We start from the raw sequence: 14,999 nt of genomic DNA on the forward strand, positions 1-14,999 counted from the left end.
AATGGGAATTGGTTTTCCACGCGGATCATGCCCCAAACGGTGCGGAATCAGGTTGAGGCGGGGCAAGCCATGCCCATAGCGGCGCCTTCCTCGAAATTCTCCGTCGCGATTGCGGCGGCCGCGTTGCTGATCGGCAGTGCGGCAGCAGCGCAGCCGGCTGCCGCGCCCGACACCGAGAACGGCCGCTACGCGCTGTCTCCGGCAGGTGATGGCTTCCTGCGGCTCGACACGCGCACCGGCGCGGTGTCGATCTGCACCAATTCCGGCTCCGGCTGGTCCTGCTATGCGGTGCCGGACGAGCGCGCCGCGATGGATGCCGAGATCGGGCGGCTGCAGGCCGACAATGAGAGATTGAAGGCCGAGCTTGCGGCGCGCGAACCGGCCACGGGCAAGACCGACGAGGCATTGCCGAAGTCGGACTCGCTGAAGAAGGCGGAGCCGAAGACGGCCGAGGGCGAGCGCAAGATCGAGATTCCGCTGCCGAGCGATCGCGACATGGATCGCGTGATGTCTTTCCTGGAGCGGGCATGGCGGAGGCTGATCGAGATGGCCAACCGCGTGCAGCGCGACGCCAACGGCGGCAAGATTTGATGCGCTGTTGTTTTCATGGCGTCGTTCCTGCGAAGGCCGCGACGACGTACTGAGAGAATGCGAGCGATGTCATCGAGAACGAACACGAACTCGGCGCCATCAGCCATTGCTGCAACAAGCATGGTCTCGTCGCGTCTGGCGGTCGAGACATCGCGAGCCGGCTTCACCGACATCACGAAAGAGGTGGCCAGGTTTCTGCGCGAGGTGCGCGCGACCGAGGGCGCGGTGACGCTGTTCATTCGGCATACCTCGGCGTCGTTGACGATTCAGGAGAACGCCGATCCCACCGTGCTGATCGACCTGATGACGGCGCTCGACCGCGTCGCGCCGGAAAACGGCGGCTGGCGTCACGACACCGAAGGTCCCGACGACATGCCCGCGCACATCAAGACCATGCTCACGGGGACCTCGCTGCATATCCCTGTGCTCGACGGTGAGATGGCACTCGGCACCTGGCAGGGCATCTACTTGATCGAGCACCGCGCCCGCCCGCACCGGCGCGAGGTCGTGCTGCAGTTCATCGGCACCACGCGCGCATGATGCCGTCAGGCCGCGACGCATCGCGCTGCAAATGGCTCGGCCGCGGATTGCTCCGCGGCCGATGCGTTTGGATGGTGGCGTCGTTCGATCAGGTCCTGGTGATGTCGACGTCCTTGGTCTCGGGCAGGAACAGGAAGCCGATGACAAGGCTCATGAGAGCGACGCCAACCGGGTACCAGAGACCGGAATAGATATCGCCGGTCGCTGCCGCAATCGCGAACGCAGTAGCGGGCAGGAAGCCGCCGAACCAGCCGTTGCCAATATGGTACGGCAGCGACATGCCGCTGTAGCGGATGCGGCTCGGGAACAGCTCGACCAGCCAGGCTGCGATCGGCGCGTAGACCAATGTCACGTAGATCACGAGAATCCAGAGCAGAACCGTGGTCATGACGTAGTTGATCTCGTTCGGATCCGCTGAAGCCGGATAGCCGTGCGACTTGATCGCCGCCGGCAGCGTCTTGGCGAAGTCGGGACTGTCCGCCGCGAGAACCTGATCGCCGATCTTGACCTTCGCCTTGGTGCCGGCCGGGGCCGCCTCATTGGTGTAGTTCACCGAGAGGTTGACCAACGCCGACTTGGCGACGTCGCAGCTCGTCGTGAACTTTTCCGTACCGGTTGCCTTGAACTGGAAGGAGCATTCATTCGGGTCGGCGACGACTGTCACCGGCGACGAGGCGAGGGCCTGTTCCAGCTTCGGATTGGCGAAATGGGTGATCGCCTTGAAGATCGGGAAGTAGGTCAGCGCCGCGAGCAGGAAGCCGGCCAGAATGATCGGCTTCCGGCCGATCTTGTCGGAGAGCCAGCCGAACAGGACAAAGCCCGGCGTAGCCAGCGCCAGCGCGACCACAATCATGATTTGCGCGGGGACGGCAGGCACCTTGATGGTCTGGGTCAGGAAGAACAGCGCATAGAACTGTCCGCCGTACCACACCACGGCTTCACCAGCGGTGGCGCCGAGCAGCGCGAGGATCGCGATCTTGGCGTTGGACCATTGGCCGAAGGCCTCGCTCAACGGTCGCTTCGAGGTCTTGCCTTCCTCCTTCATGCGCTGGAAAACCGGCGACTCGTTCAGGCTCAGCCGGATCCAGATCGACACGACCAGCAGTATGCCGGACAACAGGAACGGCACGCGCCAGCCCCAGTCGCCGAACGGCCCTTCGCCCATCCATGTGCGGATGCCCAGGATCAGCAACAGGGCCATGAACAGGCCGAGCGTGGCCGTGGTTTGGATCCAGGACGTGTAGTAGCCGCGCTTATTCTGCGGCGCATGCTCTGCAACGTAAGTGGCGGCTCCGCCATACTCGCCGCCAAGCGCAAGGCCCTGGATCAGGCGGAGGGCGATCAGGACGATCGGAGCCGCGATGCCCCAGGTGGCGTAGCCGGGAAGCAAGCCGATGAAGAAGGTGCCGACGCCCATCAGGGTCATCGTGACGAGGAACGTGTATTTGCGGCCGATCATGTCGCCGAGACGGCCAAAAATCAGCGCACCAAACGGACGAACGGCGAAACCCGCCGCGAACGCGAGCAACGCGAAGATGAACCCGACATTCGGAGGAACGTTCGAGAAGAAGTACTTCGCCAGGAACGCGCCGAGGGTTCCGTAGATGTAGAAGTCATACCATTCGAACACGGTGCCGAGCGAGGAAGCGAAAATGACCTTCCTTTCCTCGGCAGTCATACCACCCGTACGGGCGCTTCCGCCCGCAGTTGCAGCCATCGTCATTCGCTTGCTCCCCAGTGCTTATACGATCCTTTCCCACACGCCCGGCCGTGCCGGATCGAATATGGGGGACTGGGCCGAAAGTAACATCGCAGTGAAACCCGTCCCAATAAGACTTTTGGCTTTTGCACGCCGACATCTTATCCTTGGTGGAGTGAACGGGACGAAACGCTTCCGGTGCGTCTATTGCAGCGCACAAGCAGGTTAACTGCGTTGGCATCTGGCATTATCAAGCACTTGCGTGATACTGCCGCGCGGGGGACAACCGAGTTGCGCGGGTTGGCCAACACCCGCTTGTGGGACTGAGATGACTGCTGTTGCCAATTCTCATCTTGTCATTGCCGACGACCATCCGCTGTTCCGCGATGCGTTGCGCCAGGCGGTGTCGAGTGTCGTGAGTTCGGCCACGATCAGCGAGGCTGGATCATTCGAGGACCTGACCGCGCTGCTTGAACGCGACTCCGACGTCGACCTGATCCTGCTCGACCTGACGATGCCGGGGATCAGTGGCTTCTCCGGCCTGATCTATCTGCGGGCGCAGTATCCGGCGATCCCGGTGGTCATCGTCTCCGCCAGCGATGATGCCGGAACTATCCGTCGTTCGCTCGATTTCGGCGCCTCGGGTTTTATCCCCAAGCGCTTCGGCGTGGAGACGCTGCGTGATGCGATCATGAAGGTGATGGAGGGCGACGTCTGGGTTCCGCCGGACACCGATCTCTCCGCGGCGGGCGATCCCGACATGACGCGCCTGCGCGACCGCCTCGTGACGCTGACCCCGCAGCAGGTGCGGGTATTGATGATGCTGTCGGAGGGGCTGCTCAACAAGCAGATCGCCTACGAACTCGGGGTCTCCGAGGCGACCATCAAGGCCCATGTTTCGGCCATCCTGCAGAAGCTCGGCGTCGAAAGCCGGACGCAAGCCGTGATCGCCGCCGCGAAGATCGCCGGCGGCCAGTGGCGCCAGGGCACGCCGACGACCTAGTCAACTCCAGCTCTGATTGCCGGGCTTCAGCCATCGCGCCGGCGGGGGAAGCGAACGCGCGCCCGATGGCAGGCCTCCACTAGGTCATCCAGCTCTCCCCTCAAAGTGCGCGTCGGTCGAAAACCGGGTATTCTGCCCGGCACCGGCCCGTGAGAGGCCGCGTGCTTTTGGGGAGAACGCCATGATCTCTGCAACTCGTGTCGCCGGATTGTCGCTGGCTGCGGCAATCCTGCTCGGTGTCGGCTCTTTCAGCAGCGCTCAGGCCAAGCCGCTGATGATCGTCGGCCTCGACGAGAAATTGCTGTGGGACGACGACGGCAAGCCGGTGCTGTCAGCGCCGGGCAAGGATCAAGTGCTGATCGTTGATCTCGCCGATCCCGAGAACCCGAAGATCGTAGCTGCTCTCCCATTGAAGAACTCGGTGGTCGGCCCGCCGGTCAACGTCGATATCGATCCCACCGGGACAGTGGCGCTGGTCGCGGATTCGGTCGACGTGGTGAAGGAAGGCGACGCCCTGAAGCAGGTGCCGGACAACAAGATCTATGTGATCGATCTCAAGGCGACTCCGCCCAAGCTGGCAGCGACCATGACCGGCGGAAAGCAGCCATCGGGGCTGAGCTTCAGTCCCGATGGAAAGATGGCGTTGGTCGCCAACCGCGGAGACAATTCGATCAGCGTACTTGCGGTGAATGGCACTGACGTCAAGATCGCCGACACGGTCTCGATGCCTGACAGCGTCGCGCATGTCGCGTTCGCGCCGGATGGCAAGCACGCGCTGGTCGCGCGTTTCCCCGCCCACAAGATATCGGTGCTCGATATCGCCGGCGACAAAGTCACCTACACCAAGATCGACCTGCCGGCCGGCCAATGGCCCTACAACGTCGCAGTGACGCCGAACAGCAAGATCGCATTGACGTCGGATAATGGCAACGCGGGCGCGTCGGACGGCAGCGTCGACACGACCAGCGTCATCGATCTCGAAGCGAAGCCGCCGCGCATCATCGATCGCGTGGTGGTCGGCGACGGACCGGAAGGGCTTGCCGTCAGCCCGAAGGGCGATCTCGCAGTCTCGGTGATCCTGCGCGGCTCGAACATGAAGAATGCGTTCTTCCATGAGAAGAACGGCAGCGTCTCGGTCTTGAAGATCGATGGCAAGAAAGTGACCAAGATCCGAGATATCGACGTTGGCGGACTGCCCGAGGCTGCCGTCTTCACGCCTGACGGAAAATACATCCTGGTCGGAAACTACCTCAGCCAGGACTTCTCCATCCTCAAGGTCGACGGAACTGATGTCACCGACACGGGCAAGCGCTTTCAGGTGCCCGGGCACCCTGCATCGGCGAGAATGGGGCCGAACTAAACTGGAGCGCAAACGCGGATCACCCCTCCCACGAGAGAGACGGTCTTTCGCTGCCGCGCCACTCGACCCGATTTCGTCGCGCGCTTAGACGCTCGCCCGGACTGCGCCCTCGCGCTCACTCCGCCGCGACCATCTGCTGGGTGCGCCATTGCCCGAGCAGTGCGCGCAGCGAAGCCGGCTTGACCGGCTTGTTCAGCACCGCGATGCTCTCCTCGCGCGCGGCGGCGCGCACCGCGGGGCTGCGGTCGGCCGTGATCAGGATCGCGGGGATGTTGTCACCGAAGCGGCGGCGGATCTCGCGGATCGCGGCGACGCCGTTGCCGCGGTCGAGATGGTAGTCGACCAGCACGCCGGTGACGCGGCCGCCGGCCGCTTCGATCGCGTTGATGGCGGCATCCGAATCGGTCACCGCGATCACCTCGGCGTCCCACGCCGTCAGTAGTGTCTTCATGCCGTCGAGGATGGCGGGATCGTTCTCGATGCAGACGATCCGCGCGCCGCTCATCGGCGTCTTCGACAGCGGCGTGGCGCTGGTGACTGCTGCGGTGTGGTTGATCGCGGTTGCGACCGGCACGCTGACCGAGAACACCGAGCCGCCGCTGGTGTTGGCATCGATCGCAATGCGGTGGTTGAGGACCCGCGCCAGCCGCTCGACGATGGACAATCCAAGGCCGAGACCGCGCGCGATCCGGGCGCCCTGTTCGAGACGATGGAATTCCTTGAAGATCTCGCCGCGCTTCTGAACGGGGATGCCGACGCCGGTGTCGTAGATGCCGATCTGGAGCCGGTCGCCGCGGCGGCGGCAGCCGACCAGCACGCGGCCGCGCGGGGTATATTTGATCGCGTTGGAAATGAAATTCTGCAACAGCCGGCGCAGCAGCGAGCGGTCGGATTCGACCGGCAGCGAACAGGGCACGAAGCGAAGATCGAGGCTCTTGTCGCGGGCGATCGGCGCGAATTCGATCTCGAGCGAACGCATCAGGTCGGCCATCCTGAAGCTCGAGATCGACGGCGTCATGGCGCCGGCGTCGAGCCTGGAGATGTCGAGCAGCGCGCCCAGGATGTCCTCGATCGCTTCGAGTGAATCGTCGATATTCTCGACCAGGCGAGAATCCTCGCCGCCGTTCTGGCGCTCGACCAGGCTCGTCACATAGAGCCGCGCCGCGTTGAGCGGTTGCAGGATGTCGTGGCTTGCGGCGGCGAGGAAGCGGGTCTTGGACGCGTTGGCGTCCTCGGCGGCGCTCTTGGCGAGCGCGAGCTCCGAATTGAGCTGGGTCAGCTCCTCGGTGCGGTCGCGCACCCGCTTTTCCAGCGTCGCATTGGCGCGCTCAAGCGCCTCGGCGGCCTCGAAGCTCGGCGTGACATCGGAGAAGGTGATGACGAGGCCGCCGCCCGGCATGCGGTTGGCGCGCACCTCGATCACCAGATGGCGATCGGTGAAGCGCTCCAGGTAGGGCTCGCCCTCGGTCGTGTAGGCGCGCAGCCGCTGCTCCAGCAGGTTGTCGCTGTCGCCGGCTGCCGGCGGGCTGACCGCCCCCATGCATTCGAGGATCTCCGGCAGCGGGATGCCGAGCTGCACCAGGTGCGGCGGTAGCGCCAGCAGCTCGCTGAACTGGCGGTTGGAGCAGATCAACTGCAGGTCGGCGTCGAACACGGCGATGCCCTGACGCACGTGGTTGAGCGCGGTCTGCAGGATCTCGCGATTGAAATGCAGCGCGGCGTGGGAGTCGTCGAGCAGCTTCAGTGCGGCCTTGGCCGACACGGTGCGCCGCTGCAGCATCAGCGACATCACGAGACGCGACGACGCCGCGCCGATCGACGAAGCGATCAGCCGCTCGGCATGCTGCAACAGCTCGAAGTCCGCCGGCGCGGAAGCATCGAGCGCGCCGTTGCGGTCGGTGGCGAAGGCGGCGAATGCCTCCCGGGCGCGGTCGGGGCCGAGATATTGCGCCACCGTGCTCTGGATGTCCTGCACCGTCACGGTGCTGCGCCAGCGCCGGAAGGTCGGCGCGATCGGAGCCAGTGCATTGGGCACGAACACGTCGGCCTGCAGCAGCTCGATCGATGACGGCGCGCGTGCCAGCGAGAACAGCACGTAAGTGAGGATGTTGAGCCCGAGGCTCCACAGCACGCCGTGCAGTAGCGGCGGCAGGTCGGCGTCGAACAGCGCCTGCGGTCGCAGCGCCTCGATCCCGAACGGCCCGTGCTGCAGCAGCATCAGGCCCGCGGTCGAGGTTTCGAGGAAGCTCGGCACGAACAGCGTGTAGAGCCACATCGCGAAGCCGACCAGCATGCCCGCCATCGCGCCGCGAGCGGTGGCGCGGCGCCAGAACAGGCCGCCGAAGAACGCCGGCGCGAGCTGCGCGATCGCCGCAAAGGACAGCAGGCCGATCGCAACGAGCTGGGTGTTGCCGAGCGCGCGATAGTAGAAATAGGCCATCACCATGATGGCGAAGATCGAGAAGCGCCGCGCCTTCAAGAGGAAATCGCCGAAATCCTTCTGGCCCGCGCGGGCATCGTCGCTGCGCGGCAGCACCAGCGGCAGCACGATGTCATTGGAGACCATGATCGACAGCGCCACGCATTCGACGATCACCATCGCGGTCGCTGCCGACAGGCCGCCGACAAATACGGCGAGGCTGAGCAGCGGCGAATTACCCTCGATCGGCAGCGCCAGCACGAACATGTCGGCATCGACGGCGCCGAACGGGAAAACGATCAGGCCGGCGATCGCGATCGGAATCACGAATACGTTGATCACGATGAGATAGAGCGGGAACAGCCAGCGCGCGCGGCTGACATCCGCGCTGGTCGAGTTCTCCACCACGCTGACATGGAACTGGCGCGGCAGCAGCATGACGGCGACGAACGACAGCAGCGTCATGATCAGGAAGTTGCCGATCGATGGCACATACTCGATCGCGCGCAAGGCCTCCGGCGTCTTCAGGGCGCGCTCGTAGAGCTCGACCGGCGAGAACATCCAGAAGGTGACGAAGGCGCCGGCGGCGATGAAGGCAACCAGCTTGACGATGGATTCGGCGGCGATCGCCAGGATCAGGCCGTGCTGGTGCTCGGTCGCGTCGGTGTGGCGGGTGCCGAACAGCACCGCGAACACCGCCATCGCGAGCGTCACCATCAGCGCGATGTCGCCGAGGATCGGAACCTTGGAGAAGGCCTGATCCTCGCTCAGGATCGTCTCCAGCGAGGAGGCCATCGCCTTCAGTTGCAGCGCGATATAGGGCACCGAGCCGATGATCGCGATCAGCGCCACCGTGGCGGCCACCGCCTGGCTCTTGCCGTAGCGGGCGGCGATGAAGTCGGCGATCGAGGTGATGTTCTGCGACTTGGCCAGCGCGATCACGCGGCGCAGCAGCGGCGTGAATAGCCCGACCATGATGATCGGGCCGACATAGATCGCGAGGAAGTCGACGCTGGTGCGGGTCGCGAAGCCGACCGAGCCGAAGAAGGTCCAGGAGGTGCAGTAGATCGCGAGCGACAGCGGATAGATCCACTGGCTGGCACGGCCGCGCTCGTCGGGCGACATCCTGTCGCCGCGGCTGGCCACGAAGAACAGCAATCCGATATACGCGAACGCCGTGACGATCACGCCCCAGTCGTGCAGCATTGGCTGCTCATCTCCCTTCCCGGCCCTGGAGAGGGCCGCGCGCCGGATTATAGACGCAATGGGCCGGCCGCGCACTGCACGACCGGCCCGATTTCGGGATCAGGACGGAGTAGGGTTACTCGGCCGCCAGCGCCTTCTTGCCGAGGGGCAGGCCAAGCCGCTCCCAGACCTGCAGCAGCGCGTCCGCCAGCGCGTCGATCAGGCCGTCGTCATGGTAGGGCGAGGGTGTGATGCGCAGCCGCTCGGTGCCCTTGGCGACGGTCGGATAGTTGATCGGCTGGATATAGATGCCGTGCTCCTCCAGCAGCAGGTCGGAGGCGCGCTTGCATTTCTCGGGATCGCCGACGAACAGCGGCACGATATGGGTGTCGCTCGACATCACGGGCAGGCCGGCGGCGGTCAAGATCGCCTTGGTGCGGGCGGCGCGGTCCTGATGGCGCTCGCGCTCCCAGTTCGAGGTCTTGAGATGGCGGATCGCAGCGGTCGCGGCCGAGCAGATCGCCGGCGGCAGCGCGGTGGTGAAGATGAAACCCGGCGCGTAGGAGCGCACCGCGTCGATGATCTCGGCCTTTCCGGCGATATAGCCGCCGAGACAGCCGAACGCCTTTGCGAGCGTACCCTCGAGGACATCGATCCGCTGCATCACGCCGTCACGCTCGGCAATGCCGCCGCCGCGCGGGCCGTACATGCCGACGGCGTGAACCTCGTCGACATAGGTCATGGCGCCGTATGTCTCGGCGAGATCGCAGATCTTCGCCAGCGGCGCGACGTCGCCGTCCATCGAATACAGGCTCTCGCAGGCGATCAGCTTGGGCCGGGCAGGACCGGCGGCAATCAGCAGCTCTTCGAGATGCGCGACGTCGTTGTGGCGGAAGATCTGGCGCTCGCAGCCGGCCTGGCGAACGCCCTCGATCATCGAGTTGTGGTTCAGCGCGTCGGACAGGATCAGGCAGTTCGGGATCAGCTTCGCGATCGTCGAGATGCCGGTCTGGTTGGAGACATAGCCCGAGGTGAACAGCAGCGCAGCTTGCTTGCCATGGAGATCGGCGAGCTCGGCCTCGAGCTGCACCAGCGGATGGTGGGTACCGGCGATGTTGCGGGTGCCGCCGGCGCCGGTGCCGACCCGGGTCGCGGTCTCGACCATGGCGCCGACCACTTTCGGGTGCTGGCCCATGCCGAGATAGTCGTTGGAGCACCAGATCACGACATCGCGCTGGCCCTTGGGCGAATGCCATGTCGCGTGCGGGAAGCGCCCCGCGATCCGCTCGAGGTCGGCGAAGACGCGATAGCGCCGCTCGTCATGCAGGCGGTTGAGGGCGGCGTTGAAGAACTGGCTGTAGTCCATCGGCGAACCTGGAACCTGACCGGAATTGTTGCTTCTTCTTAGAGCTTTTCCAGCTCCAATGTCCATCTGCCCGCCCATATTTGGCCACGCGGGCGCCTTGGGCAAATTGCCCTAGCCGAGCCGGTCAGGCTTGATTTCGATCAAATCGGCGCGATGCCGGGGCAATTTGCCCGCGTCGCCGACGCTCAGGTGGTGCGGAAGCGCAGCATCCCGTCGGCCGTCTCGGCGGTCAGCCGTCCTTCGACCAGCATGTAATTGACGTGGGCGATCAACTCGCCGGCGGCAAAGCCCATCTGGTGGGCATCCAGCACGTGCTTATGGAACACGACCGGCACCAGTTCCTTGGAGGTCTGCGGCACCTCGCGGCAGGCCTCCGCGATCAGCCGGCAGCGCTCCTCGTGGTGATCGGCGAGCTGCTTGATCCGGGTCTTCAGCCCGTAGAACGGCACGCCATGGCCGGGCAGCACCATCACGTCGTACGGCAGCGTGGTGGTGAGGCTCGCCAGCGAGGCCAGATATTCGCCGAGCGAATTCTGCTCGGGCTCGACCGCCCAGACGCTGACATTGGGCGAGATCTTGCTCAGCACCTGGTCGGCGGAGAGGAACAGCTTGTCGGCCGCGCAATACAGCATCACCTGGTCGAGCGCGTGGCCGCCGCCGGTGATCACCTTGAAGCGCCGCGCGCCGATCACGACCTCGTCGCCATGGGTGAGGCGGTGATAGGACGGCGGCAGCACCGACACCCGCTTCAGATAGTCCTGGCCGCGGCCGAGCAGCTTTTCGGTGAGGTCCTCGTCCATGCCGTGGCGGCGGAAGAACAGCCGCTGCGCGTTGCGCCGCTCCTCGGTGCCGCGGTTCTGGTGATAGACCGATTGCAGATATTCGACCTGCGACATGAACAGCGGGCAGTCGAAGCGCTCGGTGATCCAGCCGGCGAGACCGACATGATCGGGATGCGAATGCGTCACGATCAGCCGGGTGACCTTGACGTGCCTGAGCGGTCCCTCGAACAGCGTGGTCCAGGCGGCGATCGATTCCTCGTTGCCGAAACCGGAATCCACCATGGTCCAGCCGTCGCCGTCGGCGAGCAGATAGATGTTCACATGGTTGAGGCGGAACGGCAGCTTCAGCCGTGCCCAGAGCACGCCGGGCGCCACCTCCACGACCTGGTCGTGGCCGGGATGGTTCTCCCAGGGGTATCTCAGTGCCTCTGCCGAGGAGTGGATGCTGTCGGTCTTGGAATGCATGCTACCGGCTTAGCGGGACACGGGCGGCCGCGCCAGCCGAAAATCGGGATGGCGGTCCCCGGAAATGGTGTGTGTCAGAAGCGAGAATTCCGCGGCCCGGATGAAGCCGCCACGTCATTCCGGGCGATGCGCAGCATCAAACCCGGAATCTCGAGATTCCGGGTGCGGTTCTGACGGACCGCCCCGGAATGACGCGCTCGCCTACGCCGCGCGGATGTTCGACAGGAAGCCGTCGATCTCCGAGCGCAGCACGTCGGCCTCGTGGCGCAGCGCGTCGGAGGCGTTCAGCACTTCGCCCGCGGCAGCGCCGGCCTCCGAGGAGGCGTTGCTGACGCCGACGATGTTGCTCGATACCTCGCTGGTGCCGCCGGCGGCGTGCTGGATGTTGCGGGCGATCTCGCGGGTCGCCGCGCCCTGTTCCTCGACCGCGGCGGCGATCGCGGTGGTGACGTCGTTGATCTCGCCGATCGTGCTCGAGATGTTGCGGATCGCGGAGACGGCCGTGGTTGTCACCTCCTGCATGCTGACGATCTGCTGGCGGATCTCCTCGGTCGCCTTCGCGGTCTGGCTGGCGAGGTTCTTCACCTCGGAGGCGACCACCGCGAAGCCGCGGCCGGCCTCGCCGGCACGCGCCGCCTCGATGGTGGCGTTGAGCGCGAGCAGGTTGGTCTGCGAGGCGATGGTCTGGATCAGATCGACCACGACGCTGATGCGCGCGGCGTTGTCCGCCAGCCCCTGCATCGTGGTATCGGTAGCGCGGGCTTCCTCCACCGCCTTGCGGGCGATCTCCGCGGAGGTGACGACCTGGCGGCCGATTTCGGCGATCGACGACGACAGCTCCTCGGTGCCGGCCGACACCGTCTGCACGTTGACCGAGGTTTCCTCCGCCGCGGACGCAACCGCGCTCACCAGTGCGCTGGACTGGTCGGCGGTCGCCGACATGCTCTGCGCGGTCGACTGCATCGAGTTTGCCGCGGACTGCAGGCTGCCTAGCGCGGCGCGGACCGTGGATTCGAACTCGGCGATCTGCGTCTCCATGCGCGAGGCGCGCTCGGCCTTGGCGATGCGGTCCTGGTTCTGGCTGGCCGTAAGCTCGCGGCCCTCAAGCATGCTCTCGCGGAACACCTGCAACGCGTCGGCCATCACCGCGATCTCGTCGCGCTGGCGGCTCTGCGGGATTTCAGTATCGAGGTCGCCGTCGGACAGCAACTGCATCGAGCGCTGCAGGCCGCGGATGCGGCGAAGGATGTTGCGCCCGACATAGAGCCAGACGAACAGGAATGAGCCGACCAGCGTCAGCGCGCCCAGCCCGATCATCACCATGGTCGCGAGCGAGATCTGCTGCCGTGCCTGGAAGGTCGAGCTGTCCGTCTCCTTCTGCACGCCGTCGACGAGCTGCTGGACGCTGATGCCGAGCCCGACATTGAGCTTGCGGGTTTCCTCCAGGATGGTCTGACCGTAGTCGATCGAATCGAGTTCCTTCTGGCGCACCTTGAACACGCCGGTCTTACCTTCGCCGAGCGCCAGCAGCTTTTGCGCGGTGTCGCGCACCGCGACAATCGCCGGGTTCTTCGGCAGGTCTTCCAGATTGGACTTGACGCGTTCGCGCCCGGCCTTGAACTCGGCTTCGATCGCATCCAGCGTCTCGCTGGAATTGGCCGACAGCGCCGCGGTCATGTCGGCTGCCATCAGGTTACCGGCGGCGAGCACATTGCTGATCTGGCCGACGGTGCGGGCCGCCTCGGTGGCGTCATCCGCCGACACTTCGGCCGATGCGAGGATGGCGTTGAGCCGCGTCTGCGCGTCGAGCATCGCGGGATTGGCGGCGGCGACGAACGCCGCCTGGGCCTTGCGCAGCGCGTCATATTGCTTGCTGCGCAGCGCGCCGACGTCGAGTCGCTCGCGTGCCGCCGAGATCAGGCTCTTGGTTGCGTCGTCGATGTTCTTGACCGTCTCCTGAAGCGCGCTGACGACGGACTTGTCTGCGCCAAGCTCGATGATCTCGCCAAGCTTGGCATTGGTGAGCTGGGCGACTTCCTGCACCTTCTTGGTGTGCTCGGCGAGCGCATCGTCGTTCTGCACGGCGAGCAGGCCGGGCCCTTGGGCGGCAAGCGCGGCGCTCTGGGCGGCGAGCTGCAGGCTGGCGGCAAGCCGCGGAATGTCGCGGCCGCTGAGATTGGTCATTGTGCCGCCGAGCTGGTGCAGAACCACTCCGGCGCCGGCGCTGATGACGAGCGCCATGCCTGCGATGACAGCGAAAGCCGCGAACAGGCTGCCCCTGACGCCCATCTGCGGAAGCCGGATACGCTTGAGATTGAGTTTGCCGAGCTTGAACCGAAACGCCATTGCCCCGTGTCCCCGTGGTCACTACCCTTGGATGTTCCTCGCGCGGCAGTATCGTTGTGGCCGGTTAACAAAATCGGGCAAATTGCGGCAGCCTGCGCGATTTTTGGGCGGCGGAGGTCCGCTGCCGCTTTCTTCCGCGTACCGGAATCGATGCACGTATGCGAACGCAAAAAGGCCGGCGTGAGCCGGCCTTCTCCACGCCTGGTTGTGGCGCGTGATCTCAGTAAGGGGCGACCGCCGAGCCGCCGAGGTTGAAGCGGTAGTTGAGACCCGCCTTCACCGTGTGCTCGTCATTGTGGAAGCTGCCGAATGGCGCCAGCGATGCCGGGCTGGTGAACCGGCTGTCGCCGAAGTCGTAGTACTGGTACTCGACCTTGGCTGACCAGCTCGGCGCGAACATGTATTCGGCGCCGGCGCCGACGGTCCAGCCGTTGCTGTGATTGTCGCTGAGGGTGAAGGCGACCGGCACGCCGCCTGACGTCACGGACTCGTTGTTGTCGGAATAGGCGTAACCGCCCTTCACGTAGATCAGGCCCGGACCCCAGGTGTAGCCGACGCGGCCGGTGACCGAGGCGATGCCGCGCTGGTTGTTGTTGTAGACGAGGCCGTTCGGGAAGATCGCGTTGAGCTGGTGGCTGCCGACCCAGGAATACTGGCCTTCAAGGCCGATCACCCAATTGGTCGACAACTGCCAGTCGTAGCCGGCCTGCACGCCGCCCATGAAGCGGGCGCTAGAGTCGGTGAGCGCGAGCCCGTTGAAGGTGTTGTCGCTGCCCGAGAACACGCCGCCGAGATGGCCGCCGATATAGAAGCCGGTCCAGTTGTAGAGCGGTGCGGCGTAAACAGGGGCGGGCGCCTTCTGGTAATACGGGCGGGCGCCGAGGTCGGCGGCCTGGGCGGTCGCGCCCAAGGCGACGACGGCGGCTGCGACAGTTGCGAGCAGGAACTTCTTCATTTGGGTCAGTCTCCGGACAAGTCATGGGGAGACGCCGCTTTGTTGGCGCCATCCTTAGGCCGCGCAGCTAGACCCAATTTGAATAAAATGCTGTCACCCGATGACGACAGCGACCGCTAACCCCATCCTTTGGCTCGGAAACGCTTTCTTGTGCCTAACGGATGCTTAACGGGAAGAGTGAAGAGAAGCTTAAATCTTACTGCATTATAAGAGTTGTATCTCCTCGTCCTGGGAGCCTGTGAATCTATTCACCCGTCATTGCGAGGAGCTCGCAATGACGTGAATGGA

10 protein-coding genes are annotated in these 14,999 nt (G+C 64.8%); 4 read left to right on the forward strand and 6 right to left on the reverse strand.

Translation table 11 applies throughout. The annotated features are described in order from the left end of the window. Positions 1–69 precede the first annotated feature (69 nt). Both P6U25_RS04725 and P6U25_RS04730 read left to right on the forward strand, forming a co-directional pair. On the forward strand, positions 70–591 hold the full coding sequence (locus P6U25_RS04725; protein ID WP_407150309.1) for a hypothetical protein: 522 nt from the start codon (positions 70–72) through the stop codon (positions 589–591). A 66-nt stretch (positions 592–657) separates the two neighbouring features. After that, positions 658–1,131: a secondary thiamine-phosphate synthase enzyme YjbQ gene (locus P6U25_RS04730; RefSeq protein ID WP_407150310.1), complete on the forward strand. Its 474-nt coding sequence runs from the start codon at positions 658–660 to the stop codon at positions 1,129–1,131. Positions 1,132–1,219: 88 nt separating this feature from the next. Here P6U25_RS04730 and P6U25_RS04735 read toward each other — a convergent pair whose 3' ends face one another. Next, entirely contained in the window at positions 1,220–2,848 is a 1,629-nt protein-coding gene (locus P6U25_RS04735) for an MFS transporter (protein ID WP_407152418.1), read from the reverse strand. Positions 2,849–3,158: 310 nt separating this feature from the next. On the opposite strand from P6U25_RS04735, the gene P6U25_RS04740 reads away from it, so the two are divergent. Beyond that, a complete protein-coding gene (locus P6U25_RS04740) occupies positions 3,159–3,833 on the forward strand; it encodes a response regulator transcription factor (RefSeq protein WP_280982854.1) in 675 nt (224 codons plus the stop codon). Positions 3,834–4,014: 181 nt separating this feature from the next. After that, a complete protein-coding gene (locus P6U25_RS04745) occupies positions 4,015–5,193 on the forward strand; it encodes a beta-propeller fold lactonase family protein (protein ID WP_407150311.1) in 1,179 nt (392 codons plus the stop codon). Positions 5,194–5,308: 115 nt separating this feature from the next. Here P6U25_RS04745 and P6U25_RS04750 read toward each other — a convergent pair whose 3' ends face one another. The 5 genes from P6U25_RS04750 to P6U25_RS04770 all read right to left on the reverse strand — a co-directional run bounded on the left by P6U25_RS04750 (position 5,309) and on the right by P6U25_RS04770 (position 14,711). Next, a complete protein-coding gene (locus P6U25_RS04750) occupies positions 5,309–8,818 on the reverse strand; it encodes a NahK/ErcS family hybrid sensor histidine kinase/response regulator (RefSeq protein WP_407152419.1) in 3,510 nt (1,169 codons plus the stop codon). Between the two features lie 115 nt (positions 8,819–8,933). Next, positions 8,934–10,163: a 5-aminolevulinate synthase gene (hemA, locus tag P6U25_RS04755; protein ID WP_407150312.1), complete on the reverse strand. Its 1,230-nt coding sequence runs from the start codon at positions 10,161–10,163 to the stop codon at positions 8,934–8,936. A gap of 185 nt (positions 10,164–10,348) precedes the next feature. Continuing rightward, complete coding sequence (locus P6U25_RS04760; RefSeq protein WP_407150313.1) at positions 10,349–11,410, reverse strand: MBL fold metallo-hydrolase; 1,062 nt, start codon at positions 11,408–11,410, stop codon at positions 10,349–10,351. 201 nt (positions 11,411–11,611) lie between these two features. Beyond that, complete coding sequence (locus tag P6U25_RS04765) at positions 11,612–13,756, reverse strand: methyl-accepting chemotaxis protein (RefSeq protein WP_407150314.1); 2,145 nt, start codon at positions 13,754–13,756, stop codon at positions 11,612–11,614. 220 nt (positions 13,757–13,976) lie between these two features. Further along, on the reverse strand, positions 13,977–14,711 hold the full coding sequence (locus tag P6U25_RS04770; RefSeq protein ID WP_407150315.1) for an outer membrane protein: 735 nt from the start codon (positions 14,709–14,711) through the stop codon (positions 13,977–13,979). Positions 14,712–14,999 lie beyond the last annotated feature (288 nt).

This window comes from Bradyrhizobium sp. ORS 86 (assembly GCF_045571475.1).
Lineage (GTDB): Bacteria > Pseudomonadota > Alphaproteobacteria > Rhizobiales > Xanthobacteraceae > Bradyrhizobium.